The organism is Anaerostipes sp. PC18 (assembly GCF_039789045.1).
Lineage (GTDB): Bacteria > Bacillota > Clostridia > Lachnospirales > Lachnospiraceae > Anaerostipes > Anaerostipes hominis.
In genome coordinates this window covers 2,972,501-2,995,784 of record NZ_CP121164.1, presented here as the reverse complement: position 1 = coordinate 2,995,784, position 23,284 = coordinate 2,972,501, and the positions used below count along the sequence as shown (strand labels likewise).

Annotated in this window: 23 protein-coding genes and 1 tRNA gene (1 of these 24 only partly in view); 22 read left to right on the top strand and 2 right to left on the bottom strand. The window is 43.8% G+C overall.

Annotated features, from left to right (window positions below; all coding sequences use genetic code 11):
* Window positions 1-172 precede the first annotated feature (172 nt).
* From P8F77_RS16110 to uvrA, 5 genes are all read left to right on the top strand, one after another.
* Entirely contained in the window at window positions 173-349 is a 177-nt protein-coding gene (locus P8F77_RS16110; protein WP_270432625.1) for a hypothetical protein, read from the top strand.
* Between the two features lie 204 nt (window positions 350-553).
* A complete protein-coding gene (locus P8F77_RS16105; protein WP_270432627.1) occupies window positions 554-1,708 on the top strand; it encodes a S41 family peptidase in 1,155 nt (384 codons plus the stop codon).
* A gap of 176 nt (window positions 1,709-1,884) precedes the next feature.
* Entirely contained in the window at window positions 1,885-2,085 is a 201-nt protein-coding gene (locus tag P8F77_RS16100) for a hypothetical protein (RefSeq protein ID WP_287519658.1), read from the top strand.
* A gap of 110 nt (window positions 2,086-2,195) precedes the next feature.
* Entirely contained in the window at window positions 2,196-4,181 is a 1,986-nt protein-coding gene (uvrB, locus tag P8F77_RS16095; RefSeq protein ID WP_024729422.1) for an excinuclease ABC subunit UvrB, read from the top strand.
* A gap of 9 nt (window positions 4,182-4,190) precedes the next feature.
* Entirely contained in the window at window positions 4,191-7,013 is a 2,823-nt protein-coding gene (uvrA, locus tag P8F77_RS16090) for an excinuclease ABC subunit UvrA (RefSeq protein WP_024729423.1), read from the top strand.
* 62 nt (window positions 7,014-7,075) lie between these two features.
* On the opposite strand, the gene P8F77_RS16085 is transcribed toward uvrA, so the two are convergent.
* A complete protein-coding gene (locus P8F77_RS16085) occupies window positions 7,076-7,618 on the bottom strand; it encodes a stage V sporulation T C-terminal domain-containing protein (protein ID WP_024729424.1) in 543 nt (180 codons plus the stop codon).
* Between the two features lie 157 nt (window positions 7,619-7,775).
* Between P8F77_RS16085 and P8F77_RS16080 the strand changes: the two genes are divergently transcribed.
* From P8F77_RS16080 to ispD, 7 genes are read left to right on the top strand one after another with little or no spacing between them, the layout of a single operon-like run.
* A complete protein-coding gene (locus tag P8F77_RS16080; RefSeq protein ID WP_287519655.1) occupies window positions 7,776-8,285 on the top strand; it encodes a YcxB family protein in 510 nt (169 codons plus the stop codon).
* A 1-nt stretch (window position 8,286) separates the two neighbouring features.
* On the top strand, window positions 8,287-8,709 hold the full coding sequence (tsaE, locus tag P8F77_RS16075) for a tRNA (adenosine(37)-N6)-threonylcarbamoyltransferase complex ATPase subunit type 1 TsaE (RefSeq protein ID WP_287519653.1): 423 nt from the start codon (window positions 8,287-8,289) through the stop codon (window positions 8,707-8,709).
* Window positions 8,710-9,429: a tRNA (adenosine(37)-N6)-threonylcarbamoyltransferase complex dimerization subunit type 1 TsaB gene (gene tsaB, locus P8F77_RS16070; RefSeq protein WP_024729427.1), complete on the top strand. Its 720-nt coding sequence runs from the start codon at window positions 8,710-8,712 to the stop codon at window positions 9,427-9,429.
* Window positions 9,410-10,114 (top strand): ribosomal protein S18-alanine N-acetyltransferase, encoded by a 705-nt coding sequence (gene rimI / locus P8F77_RS16065; protein WP_024729428.1) that lies wholly within the window; start codon window positions 9,410-9,412, stop codon window positions 10,112-10,114. Before tsaB ends, rimI begins: the two co-directional genes overlap by 20 nt.
* A 14-nt stretch (window positions 10,115-10,128) precedes the next feature.
* Window positions 10,129-11,040 (top strand): ribonuclease Z, encoded by a 912-nt coding sequence (locus tag P8F77_RS16060; RefSeq protein ID WP_024729429.1) that lies wholly within the window; start codon window positions 10,129-10,131, stop codon window positions 11,038-11,040.
* A 10-nt stretch (window positions 11,041-11,050) separates the two neighbouring features.
* Window positions 11,051-12,073 carry a tRNA (adenosine(37)-N6)-threonylcarbamoyltransferase complex transferase subunit TsaD gene (gene tsaD, locus P8F77_RS16055; RefSeq protein ID WP_024729430.1) on the top strand — a complete coding sequence of 341 codons (1,023 nt, stop codon included), beginning with the start codon at window positions 11,051-11,053 and terminating at the stop codon, window positions 12,071-12,073.
* A 16-nt stretch (window positions 12,074-12,089) separates the two neighbouring features.
* Window positions 12,090-12,875, top strand: coding sequence for a 2-C-methyl-D-erythritol 4-phosphate cytidylyltransferase (gene ispD / locus P8F77_RS16050; protein WP_024729431.1), 786 nt, complete (start codon window positions 12,090-12,092; stop codon window positions 12,873-12,875).
* Window positions 12,876-13,100: 225 nt separating this feature from the next.
* Here ispD and P8F77_RS16045 read toward each other — a convergent pair whose 3' ends face one another.
* Entirely contained in the window at window positions 13,101-14,702 is a 1,602-nt protein-coding gene (locus tag P8F77_RS16045; RefSeq protein WP_347256053.1) for a transposase, read from the bottom strand.
* A 435-nt stretch (window positions 14,703-15,137) separates the two neighbouring features.
* Between P8F77_RS16045 and P8F77_RS16040 the strand changes: the two genes are divergently transcribed.
* From P8F77_RS16040 to P8F77_RS15995, 10 genes are all read left to right on the top strand, one after another.
* On the top strand, window positions 15,138-16,994 hold the full coding sequence (locus tag P8F77_RS16040; protein WP_347256191.1) for a PRD domain-containing protein: 1,857 nt from the start codon (window positions 15,138-15,140) through the stop codon (window positions 16,992-16,994).
* Window positions 16,991-17,461, top strand: coding sequence for a PTS sugar transporter subunit IIA (locus tag P8F77_RS16035; protein WP_148459142.1), 471 nt, complete (start codon window positions 16,991-16,993; stop codon window positions 17,459-17,461). Before P8F77_RS16040 ends, P8F77_RS16035 begins: the two co-directional genes overlap by 4 nt.
* Window positions 17,462-17,472: 11 nt before the next feature.
* Complete coding sequence (locus P8F77_RS16030) at window positions 17,473-18,387, top strand: HAD family hydrolase (protein ID WP_024729434.1); 915 nt, start codon at window positions 17,473-17,475, stop codon at window positions 18,385-18,387.
* The gene (locus P8F77_RS16025; protein ID WP_024729435.1) at window positions 18,296-18,598 is read left to right on the top strand and encodes a PTS sugar transporter subunit IIB; all 303 of its coding nucleotides are present in this window, start codon (window positions 18,296-18,298) and stop codon (window positions 18,596-18,598) included. Before P8F77_RS16030 ends, P8F77_RS16025 begins: the two co-directional genes overlap by 92 nt.
* A gap of 19 nt (window positions 18,599-18,617) precedes the next feature.
* On the top strand, window positions 18,618-19,883 hold the full coding sequence (locus P8F77_RS16020) for a PTS transporter subunit IIC (RefSeq protein ID WP_024729436.1): 1,266 nt from the start codon (window positions 18,618-18,620) through the stop codon (window positions 19,881-19,883).
* Window positions 19,884-19,982: 99 nt separating this feature from the next.
* Window positions 19,983-21,077, top strand: coding sequence for a M42 family metallopeptidase (locus tag P8F77_RS16015; protein WP_148460415.1), 1,095 nt, complete (start codon window positions 19,983-19,985; stop codon window positions 21,075-21,077).
* Window positions 21,078-21,114: 37 nt separating this feature from the next.
* Complete coding sequence (locus P8F77_RS16010) at window positions 21,115-21,930, top strand: BtpA/SgcQ family protein (protein WP_024729438.1); 816 nt, start codon at window positions 21,115-21,117, stop codon at window positions 21,928-21,930.
* A 24-nt stretch (window positions 21,931-21,954) separates the two neighbouring features.
* The gene (locus tag P8F77_RS16005; protein ID WP_024729439.1) at window positions 21,955-22,584 is read left to right on the top strand and encodes a ribulose-phosphate 3-epimerase; all 630 of its coding nucleotides are present in this window, start codon (window positions 21,955-21,957) and stop codon (window positions 22,582-22,584) included.
* A gap of 13 nt (window positions 22,585-22,597) precedes the next feature.
* Complete coding sequence (locus tag P8F77_RS16000) at window positions 22,598-23,062, top strand: PTS sugar transporter subunit IIA (protein ID WP_024729440.1); 465 nt, start codon at window positions 22,598-22,600, stop codon at window positions 23,060-23,062.
* A gap of 181 nt (window positions 23,063-23,243) precedes the next feature.
* Window positions 23,244-23,284: transfer RNA gene (locus tag P8F77_RS15995), tRNA-Ser, on the top strand (it continues 45 nt past the right edge of the window).

Sequence of the window (23,284 nt, the reverse complement as noted above, 5' to 3'; positions counted from 1 at the left end):
CTCTTAGAATGCCTCACTCCAATCATGTACAAAATGGACGTAATATCTGCCGGATAAGTATTTCTTTAGCAAAAAAAGCTATGCAACGATACTTTATTTGCCCACATTGTCCGTTTGCATCATGTTATAGTTTCCATAGAGTATGAAAATTATGAAGTAAGGAGGGTATAACATGAATTTTTGGCAGAACGCAGTTGTGACGGACGCGGGTATCGCGCTGCAGTCCAGAATAATCAACGGTCATACATTGAAAATTGTAAGGGCTGTTACAGGGGCCGGTACTGTCCCGCCTGTAAATCTGAGGCAGCAGACAGAAGTAACGTCCCCGAAGCAGGCAATCATGGAATAAAAATTAAAGTAAATGCAGAGTTTAAGAAAGCCATGATGAAAAATCATGGTTTTTCTTTTGAGAAAATTAGCCGGATACGGCGGTTAAGTTTATATATTGCTAATTAGTTGAGGGTTGTAGCGGCTTTTTCTCAGTGTTATAATGGAACACATATTTGGAGGATGCTCTTTATTTATAAAGAGATATCCGGACGTGGAGGTCGATATGAAAAAACAATTTTCAAAAATCCTGATCGCAGTTCTTCTTGTGATCTCTCTCGGAGAGGGATTCCTTTTATACAGGACGTATTCGGTATCGGGGGAAAATGTGGAGATAGCAAATAAACTTCAGCGCCTTAAAAAGACCGTGGATCAATATTATACCGGCGATGTGGATCAGGAGCAGCTGGAAAATTACGCTTATAAAGGATATCTGGCAGGTCTGGGAGACCCATATTCCACTTATTATTCAGAGAGTGAATTTAAAGAACTGATGGAAGCGACGAACGGTGTATTTTCAGGTGTAGGAATTTATCTTTCCCAGGATACTGTCACAGGTGAGATAAAGGTGATCAGGGTCATCAAGGGAGGTCCAAGTGATGGAAGAGGAATCAAGGCCGGAGACGTTCTGATCAAGGTGGACGGCAAATCTGTCGGTGACAAGGATCTGGATAAAGTCGTGGCAGAAGTAAAAGGAGAAGAAGGCACTAAGGTAAAACTTTCTTTTCTGCGCGGAAAAGAGAAGAAAGCAAAAAACTACACAATTACAAGAAAAAAAGTTGTGACTCAGACCGTTGAGACAAAAATGCTTGATAACAGTATTGGCTATTTGTCTATCTCTGAATTTGATGAAGTGACCGTTGGCCAATTTAAGAAAGGTATAAAACAGCTGCAGAACAAAGGAATGAAGGCTTTGATTCTGGATGTTCGGAATAATCCGGGCGGACTGGTGGATTCCGTTGTGGATATCTGCGACGAACTGCTTGGTGAAGGCAGGATTGTGTCTATAAAGGATAAACAGGGCAAGGAAAAGGTATACCGTTCAGATGCAGAGCAGTCGGTAAAGGTTCCGGTCTGTGTCCTTGTGAACGGAGAGAGCGCCAGCGCTTCTGAAATCTTGTCAGGAGCTGTCAAAGATCATAAAAGGGGAACCTTAGTAGGTGAAAAGACCTTCGGAAAAGGGATTGTGCAGGGATTCTTTAAATTGGGAGACGGTTCCTATGCCAAATTAACCTATGCGTCATATTATACGCCTTCAGGAGCCAATATCCATAAGAAGGGGATAAAACCCAATATAAACATAAAAGATGACACCAAGACAAAAGCGGATGAACAGCTTTTAAAAGCACAGCAGATTTTAAAGAAGAAGCTGAAGAAATAAAATTTTACAGGAGCCGGAAAAGCAACGAAAGCATGAGAGCGAAAAAGGATGGATTTACCTTAGTGGAACTGATTGTGATTTTGCTGATCCCTTCACTGACAGGGTATAGACAAAGTTTTCTGTCATAGCGGCGAATAACGTGTTGTTCGACTTCATCGGTTATAAACGGAAATAATATGGCAGCAGTGATCCATCCGGATGATATAGTGGTGATGAAAGAGAACCTGCAGGAACAGCTGAAATGCGGCAACACGATCCACAATGAGACGGAGCAGAAGATGCAGGAGATCCGCGGTCTGACTTTATATACAGTGGTGAAGAATATTCACATTTTAAAGTACAGAACAAACATTCGAATTTGTTCTGTACTTTTTTAGTGGGGTCTGATATAATCAAGGCTGATACACAGAGTATGATATTTCAGAGAATGGGAATCATAATTATGGGAATTTCTATCCCGTTTTTCGATATACGGAGGTGTATATTTATGGATCATTTTGAATTGGTATCTGAATTTGAGCCTACTGGGGATCAGCCGGAAGCGATCAAACAGCTGGTTTCTGGATTTAAGCAGGGGAATCAGTTTGAAACGCTATTAGGGGTTACAGGGTCAGGCAAAACGTTTACAATGGCAAATGTCATTCAAGAATTAAATAAACCTACATTGATCATTGCCCATAACAAGACCCTGGCAGCACAGCTTTACAGTGAATTTAAAGCATTTTTTCCGCATAATGCCGTGGAATATTTTGTTTCCTACTATGATTATTATCAGCCGGAGGCCTATGTACCGTCCACAGATACCTATATTGAAAAAGACTCTTCCGTCAACGATGAGATCGATAAACTGAGGCACAGCGCCACAGCCGCCCTCATAGAGAGGAAGGATGTGATCGTGGTATCCAGTGTTTCCTGCATTTACGGGATAGGAAGCAAGGAAAATTACTCTGAGATGATGATTTCCTTAAGACCCGGTATGCAGAAGGACAGGGATCAGGTTATCGATGAACTGATCAATATCCAGTATGTCCGAAACGAACTGGATTTTAAACGGGGAACCTTCCGGGTGAAAGGTGATGTCCTGGAGATCCTTCCGGTCTCTACATTTGAGGAGGCTGTCCGGGTAGAGTTTTTCGGAGATGAGATTGACAGGATCGTGGAATTTGATGTTCTCACCGGAGAAGTCAAGAGAAGCATTAACTTTCTCGCCATATTTCCGGCATCCCACTATGTAGTTCCGCAGGAACAGATAGAGCAGGCGATTGTTAATATCAAACAGGAGCTGGCCGAGAGGGTAAAGTATTTTCAGGAAAATGACCAGCTGATCGAGGCACAGAGGATTGCGGAACGAACGAATTTTGATATTGAGATGCTGAGGGAGACCGGGTTCTGTTCCGGTATTGAGAACTATTCCAGGCATCTGACCGGGGGTAAACCAGGGGAACCGCCGAGTACGCTGATCGATTTCTTTGGGGATGATTTTCTGGTGATCGTGGACGAGTCCCATATCACAGTGCCCCAGATCGGGGGTATGTATTCCGGAGACCAGTCCAGGAAGTCTACCCTGGTGGATTTCGGATTCCGTCTGCCATCGGCAAAGGATAACCGCCCGCTGGAATTCAGCGAATTTGAGAGTAAGATCGATCAGATGCTGTTTGTTTCCGCAACGCCGAACAAGTATGAAGCAGAGCATGAACTTCTCCGGGCAGAACAGATCATACGCCCGACCGGACTTTTAGATCCGCCGATTGATGTGCGTCCGGTAAAAGGACAGATTGACGACCTTTTATCTGAAGTGCATAAAGAGACAGAGCAGGGACATAAGGTTCTGGTTACCACCCTTACAAAGCGGATGGCGGAGGAGCTGACCGATTACATGAGGGAGGTTGGAATCCGGGTTAAATACCTGCATTCTGATATTGATACCCTTGAGCGAACAGAGATCGTCAGGGATTTGAGGATGGACGTATTTGATGTGCTTGTCGGCATCAACCTGCTGAGAGAAGGTCTGGATATTCCGGAGATCACGCTTGTCGCGATCCTGGATGCAGATAAAGAAGGCTTTTTAAGATCAGAGACTTCTCTGGTGCAGACAGTGGGTCGTGCGGCCCGAAACAGTGAAGGACATGTTATCATGTACGCCGACAATATGACAGATTCCATGGAAGCCGCCATCAGTGAGACAAACCGGAGACGAGCGATTCAGGATCAGTACAATAAAGAGCATGGCGTCACACCGCAGACGATTCAGAAGGATATACGTGATCTGATCAAGATTTCTGAGGAGGAAGAAGCAGAGCAGACCAATGAAAAGGATATTGAGTCTATGAACAAGAAAGAACTGAAGGAAAATATTGAACGGCTCACCAAGAAGATGAACAGGGCGGCGGCAGAGCTGAATTTTGAGGAGGCCGCAACGCTGCGGGATGAACTGAAAGAATATAAGATTGCTTACAGAGATTATGATAAGTAAGGAGATACTATGAAGAAGGATGTTATTCGGATCAGAGGAGCGAAAGAACATAATTTGAAAAATGTAGATTTAGTAATACCCAGAAACGAGTTCGTTGTTCTCACAGGACTGAGCGGTTCCGGGAAATCGTCCCTGGCATTCGATACAATTTATGCGGAAGGGCAGAGAAGATACATGGAGTCTTTGTCCTCCTATGCAAGACAGTTTCTCGGACAGATGGAAAAGCCGGATGTAGACAGTATTGAAGGTCTGTCCCCCGCTATTTCCATCGACCAGAAATCCACCAACCGAAATCCCAGATCCACAGTAGGTACGGTGACAGAAATTTACGACTACTTCCGTCTGCTGTACGCCAGGATCGGGATTCCGCACTGCCCTAAGTGTGGGAAACCGATCAGCAGGCAGACTGTAGACCAGATGGCAGACCGGATCATGGAGTTTAAAGAGGGAACAAAGTTCCAGCTTCTGGCGCCGATTGTCCGCGGAAGGAAGGGAAGGCATGAAAAGATTTTCTCAAATGCCAGGAGAAGCGGCTATGTCCGTGTCAGGGTGGACGGAAACATTTATGATCTGGAGGAAGAGATCACACTGGACAAAAATAAAAAACACAACATTGAGATCGTTGTGGACCGGCTGGCAGTGCGTCCGGGGATTGAAAAGAGACTTACAGATTCTATTGAGACGACTCTGGACCTGGCGGATGGATTGATGACTGTGGACATCATCGGGGGAGAACCGATGAATTTCAGCCAGAGTTTCTCCTGTCCCGACTGTGATATCAGCATTGACGAGATCGAGCCGAGGAGCTTTTCTTTCAACAATCCGTTCGGAGCCTGCCCGGTCTGTCACGGTCTCGGATATAAGATGGAGTTTGATGTGGATCTTATGATTCCCGATCCGAAACTGAGCATTGCGGAAGGTGCAATCCAGGTGATGGGCTGGCAGTCCTGCACAGACAAGAAGAGTTACACTCGGGCGATCCTCGACGCTCTTGCAAAAGAATATAAATTCGACCTGAACACACCTTTTAAAGACTATCCGAAAAAGATCAGAGATGTGATTCTCTACGGAACAAATGGAAAAGAAGTGAAGGTTCATTATACCGGGCAGAGGGGACAGGGTGTCTATGATGTCTCCTTTGAAGGTCTGATCAGAAATGTAGGCCGGAGATACCGGGAATCCTCTGAATCTATGAAGGCGGAGTACGAAAATTACATGACAGTTACCCCATGTGAGGAGTGTCACGGACAGAGACTGAAGGCAGAGTCGCTGGCTGTGACTGTGGCCGGAAAAAATATTGCGGAAATGTGTGATATGTCTGTGGGAGAAATTTCTGCCTTTTTGGACGAGATGGAACTGACAGACCGCCAGCAGTTTATCGGAAGCCAGATTCTAAAGGAAATTAAGGCCAGAGTTGGGTTCCTCAACAATGTGGGGCTTGAATACCTGACACTCTCCAGGGCAACCGGCACACTTTCCGGGGGAGAAGCCCAGAGGATACGTCTTGCAACCCAGATCGGATCGGGTCTTGTGGGTGTGGCATATATTTTGGATGAACCGAGCATCGGTCTGCACCAGAGAGATAATGACAAGCTGATCAATGCCCTGAAAAATTTAAAAGATCTGGGAAATACCCTGCTGGTCGTGGAACACGATGAGGATACGATGCTGGCGGCGGACCATATTGTGGACGTAGGACCCGGAGCCGGAGAGTACGGCGGTGAGATCGTAGCCCAGGGAACTGCCCAGCAGATAATGAAGAATAAAAAGTCCATCACCGGTGCATATTTGAGCGGAAGGATTAAGATCCCGGTTCCAGAGGAGCGCAGAAAGCCTACCGGCTGGATGAAGGTGATTGGTGCCAGAGAAAATAACCTTAAAAATATTGATGTAGATATCCCTCTTGGGGTCTTTACCTGTGTGACCGGTGTGTCCGGTTCCGGGAAGAGCTCTCTGATCAATCAGATTGTTTATAAGAGACTGGCGAAAGAGCTGAACCGTGCAAAAATCAAGGCGGGGAAACACACAGACATCGAAGGTTTTGACCAGCTGGATAAGATCATAGATATTGACCAGTCTCCGATCGGACGGACGCCGAGATCAAATCCGGCGACTTACACGGGTGTATTTGATCAGATCAGAGATTTATTTGCCATGACAAAGGACGCAAGGAGCCGTGGATACAATAAAGGAAGGTTCAGTTTCAATAAAAAGGGGGGAAGATGTGAGGCATGTGCCGGGGACGGTATCATTAAGATCGAGATGCATTTCCTTCCGGATGTTTATGTTCCCTGTGAAGTGTGTCAGGGAAAGAGATACAACAGGGAAACACTGGAAGTTCTCTACAAAGGAAAGAGCATTTATGACGTCCTGAACATGACGGTTGAGGAAGCCTGTGAATTCTTTTCGAATATTCCGAGCATCAGCCGGAAGATGGAGACGCTGAGAGACGTGGGTCTTTCCTATATCCGCCTGGGGCAGCCTTCCACCCAGCTTTCAGGCGGAGAAGCCCAGAGAATCAAACTGGCTACGGAACTGAGCAAACGGAGTACAGGAAAGACAATCTATATTCTGGATGAACCGACCACAGGACTTCACTTTGCAGACGTCCATAAGCTGGTAGATATCCTGGGCAAGCTGACGAAAGGCGGCAATACGGTTATTGTCATCGAACACAATCTGGAGGTCATAAAAACCGCCGATTATATTATTGACATTGGACCGGAAGGCGGCAGCAATGGAGGAACTGTCGTTGCTCAGGGGACTCCTGAGGAGATATGTAATGCAAAACAGTCTTATACTGGAAAATATCTTAAAAAATACCTGGATTAATAATAAACTGCCGGACATGCGGTGAGCATGCCGGCAGTTTTTGCACGGCGGTTTCGGTGCGATTAATCTTCCATTTGTTTTCCCAGGAAAGAAGCACCTATTTTTGCGATGGTCAGATCCTGTTCATTCATTTTGTTTTCATTGGAAAGTATACAGACCAGTCCAATAGCATCTCCTTCGGCAATAATAGTAGCCACAGCCTGATTTGTAAACTCATCAGGGAAATCGGAGATGATTGGAACAAAATTCTGATCTCCTTTGACTGCACTGAACTGTCCGCGGTCAATGATGATCTGTTCTGCCTGCTCATGCAGGAGCTTTCCGGACAGCTTTTTTCCATTTGGACCTGCCGCTGCGATAACAGAATCCTGATCGCAGATACAAATTGTATGAGGAAGGGTGGCAGCTATGGACTCAGCATACTGTTTTGCTATCTGCCCCATTTCCCCGATCGGAGAATATTTTTTAAGAATGATACTTCCGTCATGTTCTGTAAATATCTCCAAAGGATCACTTTCTCTGATATGCATTGTCTTGCGGATTTCTTTCGGAATTACGATCCTTCCCAAATCGTCAATACGTCGTACTATTCCTGTTGCTCTCATGTGTTTACGTCTCCTCTCACAAACATATATTTTCCCATGTGGATATTGTTTGCATCGGGAGAAAAAATATACCAAAACTCTTTTTACTATGATATAATTAAAAACTAGAGCGAGATGAAAAGCATAAATTCAATGATAAAAGATAAAGGAGTAAGAGATGAATTTTAATATTAGATTAACCGCAAAAGATCTGTATCAGTTCTCTATGACCCATGCGTATAATGGACAGTCGGGAATTTTTACAGCCATCTGTGTTCTGGTCGGAATTATGATGGTATTCCGCGGCACAGCGGCCGGAGGCGGAATGTATTATGCAATGCTTGGAGTATTAATGATCGCACTTTTCACGATCGTCACACCGCTTACTTTATATATGAAGGCAAAGAAACAGGCTGCAGGGAATCCAATGTATCAAAATGAAACGGAATATGATCTTCAGGAAGACGGAGTTCATGTGACAATGGGAAATCAAACGGGAGTCATTCCTTGGAATCAGATCGTTAAGATCAGACACAGCAGAGGAATGTATATTTTATATACAGGAAAACAAAGTGCATTTATTTATCCTGATGTAGCGCTTGGAGAACAGAAAAACGAAATCATGAATTATATTTACCAGCATGTACCGGCCAGTACAAAGCTTCCAAAGTATGCAAAGAGGTCTTAGTATGACAGAAAGCTTAAGTTATGGGGATACATTTCGTACAGGCTTTCTGATGGGAGAAAAGGCCGAACCTGGAGATGTGTACTGTCTCTGCGGAGATTTAGGAGTAGGCAAGACAGTCTTTACCCAGGGATTTGCAAAGGGTCTCGGAATAGAGGAACCCGTGCAGAGTCCTACTTTTACGATCGTGCAGGAGTATGAAGAAGGACGTCTGCCTTTTTACCATTTCGATGTCTACCGCATCGGGGACGTTGAGGAGATGGACGAAATCGGGTATGAAGATTATATTTACGGGCAGGGAGTTTCCCTGATCGAGTGGGCCAACTTGATTGGGGAGATCCTGCCTGAGCATTATACGAAGATTACGATTTCCAAAAACCTGGAACGGGGATTTGATTACCGGGAAATCAAGATTGAGGAGATATAGATGAAGATTTTAGCATTGGATAGTTCAGGGCTTGTAGCATCGGCTGCTTACCTTGTGGACGGCGTAATGGTCGCTGAATATACGGTCAACGATAAACTGACTCATTCACAGACACTGCTTCCCATGCTGGATGTGATGAGAAAACAGGTGGGATTTGAATTGGCTGAACTGGATGCCATTGCAGCAGCCATGGGTCCGGGTTCGTTTACCGGGCTTCGGATCGGGGCAGCCACAGTGAAAGGGCTCGGTCTGGCTCTTGACAAGCCGGTCATTCCGGTCCCGTCCGTGGACGGTCTGGCTTTTCAGCTGTACGGAGCACATGGAATCATCTGTCCCATTATGGATGCCAGAAGAAATCAGGTTTATACCGGATTTTACCGTTTTGAGCATGGAAAGTTTACTGTGATAAAAGAACAATGCGCCCAGAGTATGCAGGATACGCTGGATCAGCTGACGGATTTTGAGGATACGGTAATTTTTCTGGGGGATGGGGTTCCTGTCCATAAGGAAGCGATCTCAAAGCAGATGGGTGATAAGGCTTTTTTTGCTCCTGATTTTGCAGGACGGCAGAGAGCCGGTGCTGTAGGAGCGCTGGCCGGCATCTATTACCAACAGGGAAAGTTTGTCACGGCAGATGATTTTGAGCCTGAATATTTACGGAAATCCCAAGCAGAAAGGGAAAGAGAAGAACGACTGAAACATGAAGAAACCAATATTTGAGGTAAGAGAAAAAGATCTTGCAATGATTGCTGAACTGGAAAAGCAGTGTTTTTCAGATCCATGGTCTCTCCGCACGCTCGAGGATGCCTTCAGACAAAAGGATTACTTTATATATGTGTGGCGTGATATGAAACGCGTCAGCGGTTATGTCATAGGCCGGCTGGCGGCAGACGAGGGAGAACTGCTCAGAGTCGGTGTCCTGCCTTTCATACGGAATTTCGGTATCGGAGCACGGCTGGTTCGTGTTTTGCAGGAGGAGCTCGCAAAAAGATTTGTCTCCGCCGTTTATCTGGAGGTGAGAGAATCCAACAAACCGGCGATCCGCATGTATAAAAAGCAGGGATTTATTGTTCAGGGCCGAAGACCCAAATATTACCGGAATCCGATGGAAGACGCTGTTTTAATGCGCTGGGACGTGCCGGCCCAGTCATTACCAGTAGTATCGGAAGAAGAACCTTCTTATAATGAGACCTATAAGGAGGAGAATGAGATGAAGTGCAACTTATGTGGTCGAACAATCAAAGAGAAGGAAGATTTTTTTAAAGGTGAGAAGGAGTGGGGATATTTTTCAGGCAAAGATCTGGAATGCCATGAATTTTTCCTTTGCGAACACTGTTATGATGAACTGGTAAAAAAATTTAAAATACCGGTTTCTGTGAAAGAAAAGAAAGAAGTCTTGACTTAGAAAAAGGATGAAAAATGTTAGATGTATGTTTATTAGGTACCGGAGGCATGATGCCTCTTCCATATCGGAAATTGACGGCATGCATGACCAGATTCAATGGTCATGATGTGCTGATCGACTGCGGCGAAGGGACACAGGTGGCGATCAAAGAACGGGGGTGGAGTGTGAAGCCTCTGGATGCTATCTGTTTTACACATTTTCACGCAGATCATATCAGCGGGCTTCCGGGCCTTTTGCTGACTCTTGGAAATGCCGAGCGGACAGAGCCGTTATTGATCATCGGGCCGAAAGGCGTGGAGCGGGTCGTACAGTCTCTGAGGGTCATTGCTCCGGATCTGCCATTTGAGATCGAATTTCTGGAACTGTCCGGGAAACAGCAGATAATCCCTATGGACGGATATCAGATCGAGGCGTTCCGTGTACAGCATAACATTATGTGCTACGGATATAATATGATTATACCGAGAGCCGGAAAATTCGATCCGGAAAAGGCAAGACAGAACGACATCCCGATGAAGTACTGGAGCCGTCTTCAGAAAGGTGAGACGATAGAAGCCGATGGACGTGTCTTAACCAGTGATATGATTCTCGGTGAAGCCAGAAAAGGGATCAAACTGACCTATTGTACGGACACAAGGCCTGTTCCTTTCATAGCAGAAAATGCCCGTGGTGCAGATCTGTTTATCTGTGAGGGCATGTATGGAGAAGAAGGCAAAGAGAAAAAGGCAAAAGAATATAAACATATGACATTTTATGAAGCTGCAAGGCTTGCGAAACAGGCAGATGTGGGTCAGCTTTGGCTGACCCATTACAGCCCGTCTTTGGTAAGACCAGAGGAATTTATGGGGAAGGTCAGAGAGATCTTTCCGAGATCCAAGGCCGGAAAGGACGGAAAAACGGTTACTTTGGATTTTTGTGAGGAATAGGGAGCAGACAATGGATAAAAATATTAAAATACTGGCAATTGAATCTTCCTGCGATGAGACTGCCGCGGCAGTAGTGGAGAACGGGAGAAGTGTTAAATCCAATATTATTTCATCACAGATAGAACTACATAAGCTGTACGGAGGAGTCGTACCTGAGATCGCATCGAGAAAGCATATCGAAAAGATTAACTATGTGATCAGAGAGGCATTGAACGAAGCGGATGAGACCCTGGATTCAATCGATGCAGTGGCAGTTACCTATGGTCCGGGACTCGTAGGAGCTTTGCTTGTGGGAGTTGCGGAGGCAAAGGCGATTGCTTTTGCGAAAGATAAACCCCTGGTAGGAGTTCATCACATCGAAGGACATATTTGTGCCAATTATATAGAACACCACGAGCTGGAACCTCCGTTTTTATGTCTTGTTGTATCCGGCGGACATACTCATCTGGTGGATGTAAAGGATTATGGAGTCTATGAAATCATCGGGCGTACGAGGGACGATGCTGCCGGAGAAGCATTCGACAAGGTAGCCAGATGCATCGGTCTCGGTTATCCGGGAGGTCCAAAGATCGAAGCTCTGGCCAGAGAAGGAAATAAGGAAGCAATCAAATTTCCAAGGGCAAAAGTGGACGGTGCGCCGAATGACTTCAGTTTCAGCGGACTGAAGTCCTCTGTACTAAATTATCTAAATAAGTGTGAGATGAAGGGGGAAGAAGTGAACCGGGCAGATGTGGCGGCATCTTTTCAGGAAGCTGTTGTGGATGTACTCAGTACCCATGGCGTAGAAGCGGCAAAGAATCTTGGATACCGGAAACTTGCGATTGCCGGAGGAGTCGCTTCCAACGGAGCTTTCAGGGAGAAGATTCAAGCCAGATGCCGAGAAGCAGGAATTGAATTTTATCACCCATCACCCATATTATGTACGGACAATGCGGCAATGATCGGAGCCGCAGGGTATTATGAATATATGAACGGAGCCAGAAGCGGCTGGGATCTGAATGCGGTTCCGGGATTGAAGATCGGCCAGAGATAAACAATTAGGAGATGCCATGAAGGAGAAAATCGTAGCCATAGTACTTGGCGCGGGAGAAGGAAAACGCATGGGGAGCGGGATTCCCAAACAGTATATGATTATTAAGTCAAGACCTCTGATCTACTATGCCCTGAAAGCCTTTGAACACAGTCCAGTGGATGAAGTCATATTAGTAACCGGAGAGGATGAGATCGACTATTGTCAGAAATATATTGTAGGCAAGTATAAGTTTGAAAAGGTGAGCAGAATCGTAGCCGGCGGTCGGGAACGGTACGAGTCTGTCTATCTTGGGCTGAGAAGCATTGAGGAGGCAGACTATGTTCTGATTCACGACGGAGCGAGGCCGATGCTGAATGCCGATATTATACGAAAATGTATTATCAATGTGCGCAGGCATAAAGCTTGTGTGGTTGGCATCCCTTCAAAAGATACGATCAAGGTTGTGGACAATGACACTTATGCGGTTTCGACGCCTCCGAGAAGAAAGCTTTGGCAGGTCCAGACTCCTCAATGTTTTGATTTTGATCTGATCTATGATGCCTATCAAAAGCTGATGGACAGCGGAGATACTACCGCAACCGATGACGGTATGGTGCTTGAAAATTATGGAGACCAGAGAGTTAAAGTAAAGCTCATTGAAGGAAGTTATGACAATATTAAGGTGACAACTCCCGAGGATGTGAGGATCGCAGGAAGTCTTGTGAAGGCCAGAAAGCTGTTCCGGTTCCTGCACAATGTACATGATAAGATTATTTATCTGCAGATGAAGATACTGCAGAAGCGGTTTTTTACGAAGAAATAGCAAGAATGTACCAGGGGTAGTGCATTGTTTGGCAAATGGAAAAATGTTATAGATAGTCTATGCAGAAATGCATAGGCTTTTTTTATTTCATAGGATTAGGGTGTCAAAAGACATATTAATAAATATCTGATTTTGTTTGTACCTTGAAAATTTAACACGAATTGGTTTGAGAATATTAAATTTAGAACAATCAACAGAAGGTGAGCTTGATGTTTTGAGTATTAATTATGCTATCTCTTTTTCAGAGGCACAATAAACCAAGCTATTTTCATAATCCAATAGCTTTTGAAAATTCAAAGCTGCGACTTTGAATCCGAAATGCAGACGAGTCTGTTTTTTGCCATGTGTTGGGATTTTGTCGGCATGATATTTTCTGCGAAGCAGTGAAGGTAATGATTCTACTCCATTTCGGAAATGTGCATACTGCTTGAATTCTTCTGTTTTCATAAAACGAAGTTGTTTTGCTCGATTGACTGCTTTCCAAGACAGTTCTTTTAACGCATTGTTTTGGCGTAAACGTGGTTTGCATTCTGCCAGGTATGGACAGTCTGCACAGTCACATTTTTTAAACAACGCATCACAACGGTCATTGTGCTCATCATAGCGGAACTGATATGGCTTTTTATGATTGATACACTCCAACAGTTCATGCCCATCTTCGCTAAAAATAAACTCTGCAAAAATATCAGCCGGTTTTCTCCCGGTAAAATTCGTAGTGATAAGTCGGATTCTATGTTTAGCAGCTTCGGCAACATTAACCTCACTGCCGTAAGCACCATCGGCAATCAGTAATACTTCCTGTTTATATATCGGTTCCTTGGCTAAATGATCCTTCATGAATTGGCTGTCTCCGTATATGTTTTGTTCGTACGCATAATCGGTGATCAGGCTTTTGTTTTCCCCTACGGTTTCTGTGAGATTTGCTACGTATCCTAAATGTTTACCTCCTGCTTTTTTTCGGAAAGTGGCTTCCGGATCAGATGGATTTAACAACACTTTTGATGGATCCTCTTTTTCCTTTTTTTCACGCAACCTGCGGGTCCCATCGTCATTGAAGATGGTTTGTTCTTTGAGTAAACGTATCAACAGCTGATATTCGCTGGTATCATCAAAATCTCCTTCGCAGAGTTCCAGAAGTTTTTCGGCATCATGCATTACAACAATTGTTCTTTCGTTAGCATCTAGCTTACGCTGGTGATAGATAAACGCATTGTAATCATCCTTTTCCACATAATGTTTTTGCTTTTCTGGAAGAGTAACCCCTCTGCTAACCATAACTTTTGCTAAATTTGCAGTACAAGTATAGAAAAGCTCTAATAGTGAAAGATTCCGGATATTTGCCGCGATCATCATACTGTCCATTCTCTGCATAGAAGGGGTAAGCCCCATAAATTCAGATATTTCTTTTGATAAAGAGGTAACACATATATGAATCAGGTCAATACCGGTTTCTGTTTCATAAGCAAGGCATCTTGCACGAAATCTACTCAGAGTTCTGTCGCTCAAGGGCTGTTCTTCAAAACTAGTAGTATGAAGAGCATGCTGATACCGTATATCAAACATTAGAGCCTGAACAAGTTCATCATCACTATCACCAAGTGCTTCTTTGAGAATCAATGCACCAACGATGACATTTACGGGAGTATTTGGACGAGAAGCTTTACTACTATACAATACAGAAAATATATCTTCGTTTATGGCAGGAAAAATCCTATCCGAAAAAGTCTTTGCCCATGATTTTTCAAGAAACCTACGTTCTCTTTCTGTCAGGTTAAATGTGCTGTCAGTCAACGACATTTGTTGACTATTATTTGATACAAAACACATGCGAATCACCTCGATATTTGATATTTATATTTTACCAAATGTTCGGATGGATTGATATATCGTGTTAAATTTTCAAGGTACAAATTTATATCAAAGGTCAATGACCTTTTGACACCCTAATCTTCATAGGAAAGTTCTACGACCTTCCCTATGAAATAAAAACGCTCCGCGGGCTGTGCACAGATGCGTAAGGAAATTATTTGCCTGCGGCAAATCGCATCTGGCACGCAAAGTTGCCAAGCCCCTAAAAGATTGAGGGGTTGGGGAGATGAAGTGGGCTTGCCCACTTTGTTCATTGGTGTACTAAAACTTCCTTAGAGCTAGAGTAGGAGTTTTGTATTTTTAGAAGAACAATTGGGTGATATAGTTTGTTTAAAGAGGAAGGAAACAATCCTGAGAGGTAACATATCAGATATCATCCCAGAGGGAGAGAACATGAAGAGTTTAAGTAAGAGACAAAAGAATTTTATAAGGATGATGATGCAAGAGGATTGCTACAGGTCAGTTCATTATTATGCCGACAAATTAAAGGTGTCAGATAAGACATTAAAGGATGATTTGAAAATGATACGGCAGGTTTTAGAAGAAGAAAAGATTCAGGTCATAGGCAGGACAGGAAGAGGGATTTTGCTGGATATGGAAAACAGAGACCGCATCAAAATGACAGACATTTTGGGAGCATATGGACCGGAAGACAGCAGCGGTTCGGTAGAGTGGCGGAGGGGCATTATTCTCAAAAATCTGCTGATTCATTCCGGCAAATCTACATCGCTTCAAAAATTATCAGAGGAATATTATGTCGGAAAGGCAAGTATTGTAAATGATCTAAAGCTGATTGAAAAATGGCTGGCAGATTTTGATCTGAAGTTGGTCAGGAATGTGGAAGGAACCCGGATTGAAGGTGAAGAAATTAATATCAGAGAAGCAATTGCATCACTGATCAACGGAGAGGGAACAGCAGGCGGTCTCAATGACGATATACAGCCGGACGGGATATGTAGGCTGAATATGCCGACACTGCGGGGACTGCTGGAAGTGTTTTCGCTGGAAGAAATCATTTTTGTGGAATCTCTTCTTGTCAGTTTGGAAGAAGAAGAGGGAATCGACATCAATGATATTTACTATGTAAATATTCTTACTCATATTTTAATCTGCATCAAACGTGTCAGGGATGGCAATAAGATGGATTCACTAAATGATGATTTGTCAGAGACGGACAGGAACAGAGTTTATCAAAAAGCAGATCAGATTGCCCGGAGTATTTGGGAGAAATACGAAATTAATATTGGAGAGGAAGAGATTACTTATATATACCAGTATTTAAGCTCGCTGAGTACGATTGAGGGAGTAAAAAAAGAGATAAAACAGAAGAGAAGCATCGGTGAAAAGGTGGCGATGGCTTTGACTGATTATATGTCCGGCGTAATGGGCGTTAACTTCTTTAAAGAAAAAACCTTACTGGAAGGACTGATGCTCCACATAAGGCCGATGCTGAACCGTCTGGAATACAATATTCAGATTACAAATCCATTGCTGGAAGAAATGCAGCAGTGGTACCCACAGATGCTTGGGATTTGTAAGATTGCCTGTACGGTTGTGGGGAAACGTTTTCATCTAAAAAAGATAAGACTCGATGAGATTGCTAATATTGCTACATATTATCAGACAATGATCGTCAAGCTGTCATCCAGAATCAATGTTTTGGTAGTCTGCCACAGCGGATTTGGAACTTCTCTTCTGCTGAGCGAGAAAATCAAACAGGAATTTCCTAAAATCCGTGTGATTGATACGATTTCTTCGCGGAAGCTGAAGGAGAGGGAGCTGGGAGACACAGACTTTATTATCTCCACAGTTCCGGTAAACCCGGGGAATATTCCGAACCTGATGATTTCCGCACTTCTGACCAAACAGGATATAAAGGCTATCAGGAATTATATATATGATATCTGCAAAAGCCAGGAGACCAATAGTGCAGGCGTTAAACTGGGGGAAATGATGCGGGAAAGTCCGTCTGACGCTGAAAGGGAAATGATATGTAAAGCGGAGCTGATATCCGGTTTCTATGTGAACTTATGGTACCAGGAGAAGTCAGAAATATATCTGGATATGGATGCTGAGACATCTGCGCTCACGATTGATGTGTGTACGAGTTCAGAAGAAGAACAGCAGAAGATTCTTCATGAATTATATTGCCTGTCGATGGACAAAAGAAGGACGGAAAGGCTGAAATCCGCTAAGACCAGAGAGGAAGCCCTGGATGTATTAATGAGAGGAGGGAGAGCAGAACAATGAACATAGAGGATTTGATGACGGAGGAAAAAATTCTGCTACATGCAGATATCCACACGAAGGAAGAAATGATAGAACAGCTGAGCGGCCTGCTGACCGGTGGGACAGATTCTAAAACGAAGAGCAGACTTATGAAAGAAGTGTGGAAAAGAGAAAAGGATGGATTCACTGCGATCGGAAATTCTGTCGCACTGGCTCATGCTGTATCGGATTTTATTTCTGAGGTCAGCATAGTCTGCATCAGATCCGAGCATGAGATTGACTGGGCACCGCAGCAGCATGTAAATAAGAATAGGATGGTCCGGCTGGTATTTTTATTCGTCATACCCGAAATTATGGTAGATGATGAAGACAGAGAAGAGCTGGAAGTATTGAAACAGGTGGTGCTTAAGGCAGGGAGAACAGAAATTGTTCAAGGACTGCTGAAAGCTGTGGATAAAGAAGAGTTCAGGAATATTATCAGTGGATAAAAGGAGTGTGTATGAATTATTATTCAATGTTTCTGTCAGATGTTGACGGAACTTTAGTGGGAAATGATTTTCATCTGCATGATGATGTGATCCAGGCGGCAAAAGACTATGAGGCTTCCGGAGGCCGCCTGATCCTGTGTACCGGGAGATCTGTGGAGGCATTAGAGGAATACAGCAGAAAACTGAATCTTAAATTTCCAGCAGTCGTCTATAACGGAGCCGGAATTTATGATTTTCAGAGGAAGAGGCTGATCTGGAAGAAGCCACTAGGGAAGGATATCCTGCATGATATTCAGTTTATTTATGAACATCTGCCTGAAATATGTATCCAGATCTTTACTGAAAAAGGAATCTACAGAATGAGAAGCAACTGGATGATCGAGAATCACGGAGTGAAGGAGGAGATGGGAAAAGAAATTTTCTCAGCCGGACAGGCACAGGGTGATATTTTGAAACTGTCTTTTACGGCAAATCATAGAACGATACTTGAAAAGTGCAGGAATCTGCCTTTGTGGAAGGGGAGAAGATACGAATATTCCAGCAAACATTTTACGGAGGTAACTTCTGAGCAGACTGGCAAGCACGTGGCAGCAGCTCATTTGATGGAAGTTCTCGGAGCAAAAAAAGAAAAAATATTTGCTGCCGGGAATGGAATGAATGATTTGAGTATGCTGAAGATGGGGCACTGCTCCTTCGCACCGAAAGATGCTGCCAGACAGGTACTGGAGATAAGCGATATTTTGATTGATTCTCCTGCCAGCTGCGGAATGAAACAGGCATTCAGGCTGGCGGATCAATATAATCTGCAAATTTCAAAGGAAAGGAGGAATTTTAATGAAGAGACCAATAAAGCTGATGGTTTCATGCGGTTCAGGAATTGCGACATCCACACATGCGGCATCCATTGTTCAGGAATATATGAATGAACATGGCATCCCGGTTTCCATTATGACCTGCAGTGTCAACGATCTGGCCAACAGGCTTACAGGCTGTGATGTGATCTTAAGCACTGCCCAGGTTGCTTTTGATCCGGGCATCCCTGTATTTGACGGACTGCCGCTGCTGACAGGAGTGGGAGAAGAGGAACTGCTGGAAGATTTGCAAAAGACCATTCAAGAAATCACAGAAAAAGATTAGAAGAAAGAAGGAGGATTTTATGGAAATTATATCAAAGGTTTCAGGTGCCCTGACCAGTTTAGGGGCATCGGTGTTGATTCCAATCTTCATTTTCATCATATGTATGGTGTTTGGTGCAAAATTGAAGAAATCACTGATGGCCGGATTGACATTCGGTGCGGCTTATATCGGTTTAAATCTGGTCATCAATCTCATGATTACAACTGTGAATCCTATGGTTACTGCTCTGGCAGACAATCTGGGAGTAAAGAAAGACATTCTGGATGTGGGATGGGCTGTGGGGTCTGCGGTGGCATACAGTACAAAGTGCGGTGTGCTGATCATACTGGTATCACTGGGAGTCAATATCTTAATGCTGGCAACAAAAACGACCAAAACATTGAACGTCGACATATGGAATTTTTGGAACCATGCATTTACAGCATCTGTAGTGTATATCGTTACAGGGAATCTGATCATCGGCCTGGCGGCAGGTGCAGTACACGCAGCGTTTTGTCTGGTCATGGCTGACCGGACAGCAGAAAGAGTTCAGAAGTTTTATAAGATTCCGGGTGTTTCGATCCCACAGGGCTGGGTCGTCACCAGTATTCCGATCATCAACGGTGTGAATTGGGTTTTAGACCGGATTCCGATTATCAAAGATATCGAGTGGGATGAAAAGCATATCCAGGAGAAATGGGGCATCTTTGGAAGCCCGTTGGTTCTTGGTACAACATTGGGATTGATTCTGGGATGTGTGGCAGGTTATTGGAAAGACATTCCAACTCTATTAAACTCGGCAATCTCCATCGGCGCTGTTATGATGATCATTCCAAAATTCATTGCATTATTTATGGAGTCTCTAACGGTGGTATCCGACGCAGCCAAGAAATTTATGGACAAGCATTTTAAGGGGAGAGAATTTTATGTGGGGCTTGATTCAGCTATTTTGATCGGGCATCCGGTTACGGTAGCATCGGCCATTATCCTAATACCGATTGTTCTTGTAGTAGCTATGATCCTTCCGGGAAACCGAGTGCTACCATTTGGTGATCTGGCATCCCTGGCATATTTTGTCGCGCTGGTACCTTGTCTCAGTAAAGGAAATTTATTCAGGTCTATTATTTCGGGGATTGTTATTATGAGCATTGTCCTGCTAATTTGTTCCAGTTTTGGTGCTTCCATGACAACGATGGCTGTGGATGCGGGATATAGTCTTCCAAAAGGAGCCGTGGATATTACAGCTCTGTCCGCCGGAAACTGGCTGACTTGGATTTTCTATAAGATTGCAGGTATATTCGCTTAACAGATCAATATAAAAAGGAGCAGAGATGGGCTATAACATTGAATTAGAAGGACAAGTTGCCGTTGTCACAGGCGCTGCACAGTGTAAAGGAGGGAAAGAATGGATATTTATGAAGAGATTAAAAAATTGACAGAAATATCTGCCATGAGCGGACGGGAAGACCGTATGATTTCTTATATTATCAGCCGGCTGAAAGAAAGTGCTGATGATCTACATGTAGACAAAATGGGGAATGTGACAGCAACTTATCTGGGGAGAGGAGAGAATCCCCCGAGCATTGCCTATTTCGCACATATGGATGAAGTAGGGCTGATTGTTAAAAAGATAGAAGACACTGGATTCTTAAGACTGGAAAGAGTAGGCGGGATTCCGGAGAAAGTACTCCCTTCTGAATTTTTAGACGTACATACACTGGACGGAACAACTTCAGTCCGAGGAGTTGTAGGAAATACTTCACATCATCTGACATCTGCAGAAAAAAAGTTTTCGGTTACAGCCATTAATGAAATTTATGTAGATATCGGATGCCGATCAAAAGAGGAAGTGTTGTCTCTGGGCGTCGATATAGGGAGTTCAGTAACTTATGTTCCTAATTTTATGAAGATGGGAAACTGTATTGTCTCGAAATCCCTGGATGACAGAATGGGTATCTATACACTTCTTGCTCTGGCAGAGCATTTGGAAACTGCAGAGCACGAAGCTACCGTCTATTTAATTTTTACGGTGCAGGAAGAATTTAATGTCAGATCTTCAACACCGACATTTCAGCGGTTGGAGCCGGATGCGGCCATCTGTGTAGATATTTCTCCGGCCTGTGATACACCGGAACTGGAGGGCAAATATGATATGGCTCTTGGAAAAGGTGTGGCAATCATGTATATGAATTTCCATGGGAGAGGAACTCTCGGAGGCCTGCTTCCAAACCCGAAGCTGAATCAATTTCTTGAGGAAATCGCGGAAGATGAACTTATGAATTGTCAGAAAGAAGTGGTGATCGGAGTCATAACAGACGATGCTTTTACACAGCTTGCGGGAACAGAGGGGATTCCTATGGCTCATTTATCAATTCCGCTCAGATATACACATTCACCGGCGGAGGCAGCGTGTGTGAAAGATATTGAAGACTGCGCAGAGCTTATGTGCCTGTCTGCATGTAAATTCGGAAGGCATGTCGACCTGTCAAGAGGATGTTAAAACTTTAAAACAGCAAGCAGAGGAAAAGGAGAAGAACATGAGTAAAAAATGGACAGAGGAAGTATTGGGAACAGACAAGGTTATTATTGCAATGTGTCATTTCACGGCTTTGCCGGGAGATCCGGGTTTTGACGAGAAAGGAGGAATGGAAGCAGTTGTAGAGCGTGCCCGCAGAGAGATGCTAAAACTGCAGGAAGGCGGTGTCGATGCCATTATGTTCTCCAACGAGTTCAGTCTTCCTTATCTTACAAAGGTAAAAACGGAGACAGTAGCCGCAATGGCACGGATCATTGGAGAGATCAAGGGAGATCTTCACATACCGTTTGGGGTGAATGTTTTATGGGATCCGGAAAAGTCATTAGATTTAGCAAAAGCTACGGGAGCAAAGTTTGTCAGAGAAATATTTACTGGCGTCTATGCCAGCGATTTCGGTATCTGGGACACAAACTGCGGTGAGGTTGTAAGGCATCAGCATGCAATTGGGGCACAGGATGTGAAACTGTTATTCAACATCGTACCGGAAGCGGCAAAATACATTCAAAGAGATGATATTGCCCAGATTGCGAAAAGCACTGTATTTAACTGCAGACCGGATGCACTCTGTGTTTCCGGACTCACAGCAGGTGCTGCCACAGACTCACAGGTACTGAAAACGGTAAAAAATGAAGTTCCGCAAACCATCGTTTTTGCAAATACCGGTGTGAGAAAAGAAAATGTAGCAGAGCAGCTGAAGATTGCAGACGGAGCGGTTGTTGGAACTACATTTAAAAAGGACGGGATTTTTGAAAATGCTGTAGACAGAGAACGCGTAAAAGAATTTATGGATGTTGTAAAAGAGTTCAGAAATAAATAATAGGAGCCGGAGGAATCATTGACTATGAAGATATTTCCGTCATTGGCTTCGGCAGATCAGCTGAAGTTAAGAGAAGAGATTGAAAAGCTCAAAAATCATACGTATCTGCATTATGACATTGAAGATGGAAACTTTGTTCCTAATATAACGTTTGGATTAGGGACGGTCAGGCTGGCTGCAGAAGTTACAGAGGCTTCCATGGATGCTCATCTGATGGTACAGAATCCTTTGGACTATTTGAATGATCTGCAGGCATGCGGTTTTAAAGCTGTAGCTGTTCATTGGGAGGCCCTTGACTATCCTTCAAGAATTATTACAGAGATTAAAAGACGCGGAATGAAAGCCGGAATTGCACTGAATCCACGTACAGCGGTAAATGAAGTAGAATTTTATCTCAATGAAGCCGATTATTTTTTAATTATGACATCAGAACCGGACGGAGCCGGAGAGAAATTTCGAGCGGATATGGTGGAGAAAGTCAGATGGCTTGCTAAGAGATGCCGGACAGATCAGGATATTATTGCGGATGGAGGCATTTCAGGAAAGGAAATACGGCTTTTAAGGAAAAACGGAGCAACAGGTGCTGTTATAGGCAGAGCTGTCTTTCAAGCTGAAGATTCTTTCGGTGCAATCACATACTTTGAGAACTTGTAAGGAGGTATCATCCATGTCACTAAAAGATGCATTGTCAGAAGAAACATGTTTTACCAACATCAGGGCCGAAAGTCAGGAAGAAGCCCTTCATATTATAGCGTCAAAAATGTATCAGAAAGGAATTGTAACAAAAGATTATGAGGAGCACGTGATACAGAGGGAGAAAGAATTTCCTACGGGACTTCCGTTAAATGGATATAAAGTAGCAATCCCGCATACAGATTCCAGATATGTTAAGAAAACGAGAATCTGTGTTGCGTCCCTGAGCGAACCAATTGAGTTTCAGGTTATGGGAGGCAGTCAGGAAAAAACCAGTGTCAGTGTCATCATGATGATGGCAATCAAAGAGCCACATGCCCAGTTGGAAACTTTACAGGAATTAATTCATCTGGTACAGGATGATCGTATGATGGAGGAATTAGTGAGGGCAAAAGACGGAAAAGAGATTTATCATAAAATCGTTTCTTGTATGTGTTAAAGGAAAGGATAAAACAAAAGGGGGTGAGCAGTCAGCTGACCCCTTATAAGCAGTCTTAATTTATAAGAATACAAAAAAATAAAATATTTTCAAAAAACTTGTTGACAAGTGTAGGAGCGTTTGGTATTATATACAAGCGTCACAGCGAGAGACGCTTAAAAAACAAAGAAAACAAGTACCTGGAGAGGTATCGAAGTGGTCATAACGAGGCGGTCTTGAAAA

What these genes read in the sequence shown, in the direction of transcription:
- P8F77_RS16110 (WP_270432625.1), top strand. Translation starts at nt 173, where the DNA reads ATGAATTTTTGGCAGAACGCAGTTGTGACGGACGCGGGTATCGCGCTG.
- P8F77_RS16105 (WP_270432627.1), top strand. Translation starts at nt 554, where the DNA reads ATGAAAAAACAATTTTCAAAAATCCTGATCGCAGTTCTTCTTGTGATC.
- P8F77_RS16100 (WP_287519658.1), top strand. Translation starts at nt 1,885, where the DNA reads ATGGCAGCAGTGATCCATCCGGATGATATAGTGGTGATGAAAGAGAAC.
- uvrB (WP_024729422.1), top strand. Translation starts at nt 2,196, where the DNA reads ATGGATCATTTTGAATTGGTATCTGAATTTGAGCCTACTGGGGATCAG.
- uvrA (WP_024729423.1), top strand. Translation starts at nt 4,191, where the DNA reads ATGAAGAAGGATGTTATTCGGATCAGAGGAGCGAAAGAACATAATTTG.
- P8F77_RS16085 (WP_024729424.1), bottom strand. Translation starts at nt 7,618, where the DNA reads ATGAGAGCAACAGGAATAGTACGACGTATTGACGATTTGGGAAGGATC.
- P8F77_RS16080 (WP_287519655.1), top strand. Translation starts at nt 7,776, where the DNA reads ATGAATTTTAATATTAGATTAACCGCAAAAGATCTGTATCAGTTCTCT.
- tsaE (WP_287519653.1), top strand. Translation starts at nt 8,287, where the DNA reads ATGACAGAAAGCTTAAGTTATGGGGATACATTTCGTACAGGCTTTCTG.
- tsaB (WP_024729427.1), top strand. Translation starts at nt 8,710, where the DNA reads ATGAAGATTTTAGCATTGGATAGTTCAGGGCTTGTAGCATCGGCTGCT.
- rimI (WP_024729428.1), top strand. Translation starts at nt 9,410, where the DNA reads ATGAAGAAACCAATATTTGAGGTAAGAGAAAAAGATCTTGCAATGATT.
- P8F77_RS16060 (WP_024729429.1), top strand. Translation starts at nt 10,129, where the DNA reads ATGTTAGATGTATGTTTATTAGGTACCGGAGGCATGATGCCTCTTCCA.
- tsaD (WP_024729430.1), top strand. Translation starts at nt 11,051, where the DNA reads ATGGATAAAAATATTAAAATACTGGCAATTGAATCTTCCTGCGATGAG.
- ispD (WP_024729431.1), top strand. Translation starts at nt 12,090, where the DNA reads ATGAAGGAGAAAATCGTAGCCATAGTACTTGGCGCGGGAGAAGGAAAA.
- P8F77_RS16045 (WP_347256053.1), bottom strand. Translation starts at nt 14,702, where the DNA reads ATGTGTTTTGTATCAAATAATAGTCAACAAATGTCGTTGACTGACAGC.
- P8F77_RS16040 (WP_347256191.1), top strand. Translation starts at nt 15,138, where the DNA reads ATGAAGAGTTTAAGTAAGAGACAAAAGAATTTTATAAGGATGATGATG.
- P8F77_RS16035 (WP_148459142.1), top strand. Translation starts at nt 16,991, where the DNA reads ATGAACATAGAGGATTTGATGACGGAGGAAAAAATTCTGCTACATGCA.
- P8F77_RS16030 (WP_024729434.1), top strand. Translation starts at nt 17,473, where the DNA reads ATGAATTATTATTCAATGTTTCTGTCAGATGTTGACGGAACTTTAGTG.
- P8F77_RS16025 (WP_024729435.1), top strand. Translation starts at nt 18,296, where the DNA reads ATGAAGAGACCAATAAAGCTGATGGTTTCATGCGGTTCAGGAATTGCG.
- P8F77_RS16020 (WP_024729436.1), top strand. Translation starts at nt 18,618, where the DNA reads ATGGAAATTATATCAAAGGTTTCAGGTGCCCTGACCAGTTTAGGGGCA.
- P8F77_RS16015 (WP_148460415.1), top strand. Translation starts at nt 19,983, where the DNA reads ATGGATATTTATGAAGAGATTAAAAAATTGACAGAAATATCTGCCATG.
- P8F77_RS16010 (WP_024729438.1), top strand. Translation starts at nt 21,115, where the DNA reads ATGAGTAAAAAATGGACAGAGGAAGTATTGGGAACAGACAAGGTTATT.
- P8F77_RS16005 (WP_024729439.1), top strand. Translation starts at nt 21,955, where the DNA reads ATGAAGATATTTCCGTCATTGGCTTCGGCAGATCAGCTGAAGTTAAGA.
- P8F77_RS16000 (WP_024729440.1), top strand. Translation starts at nt 22,598, where the DNA reads ATGTCACTAAAAGATGCATTGTCAGAAGAAACATGTTTTACCAACATC.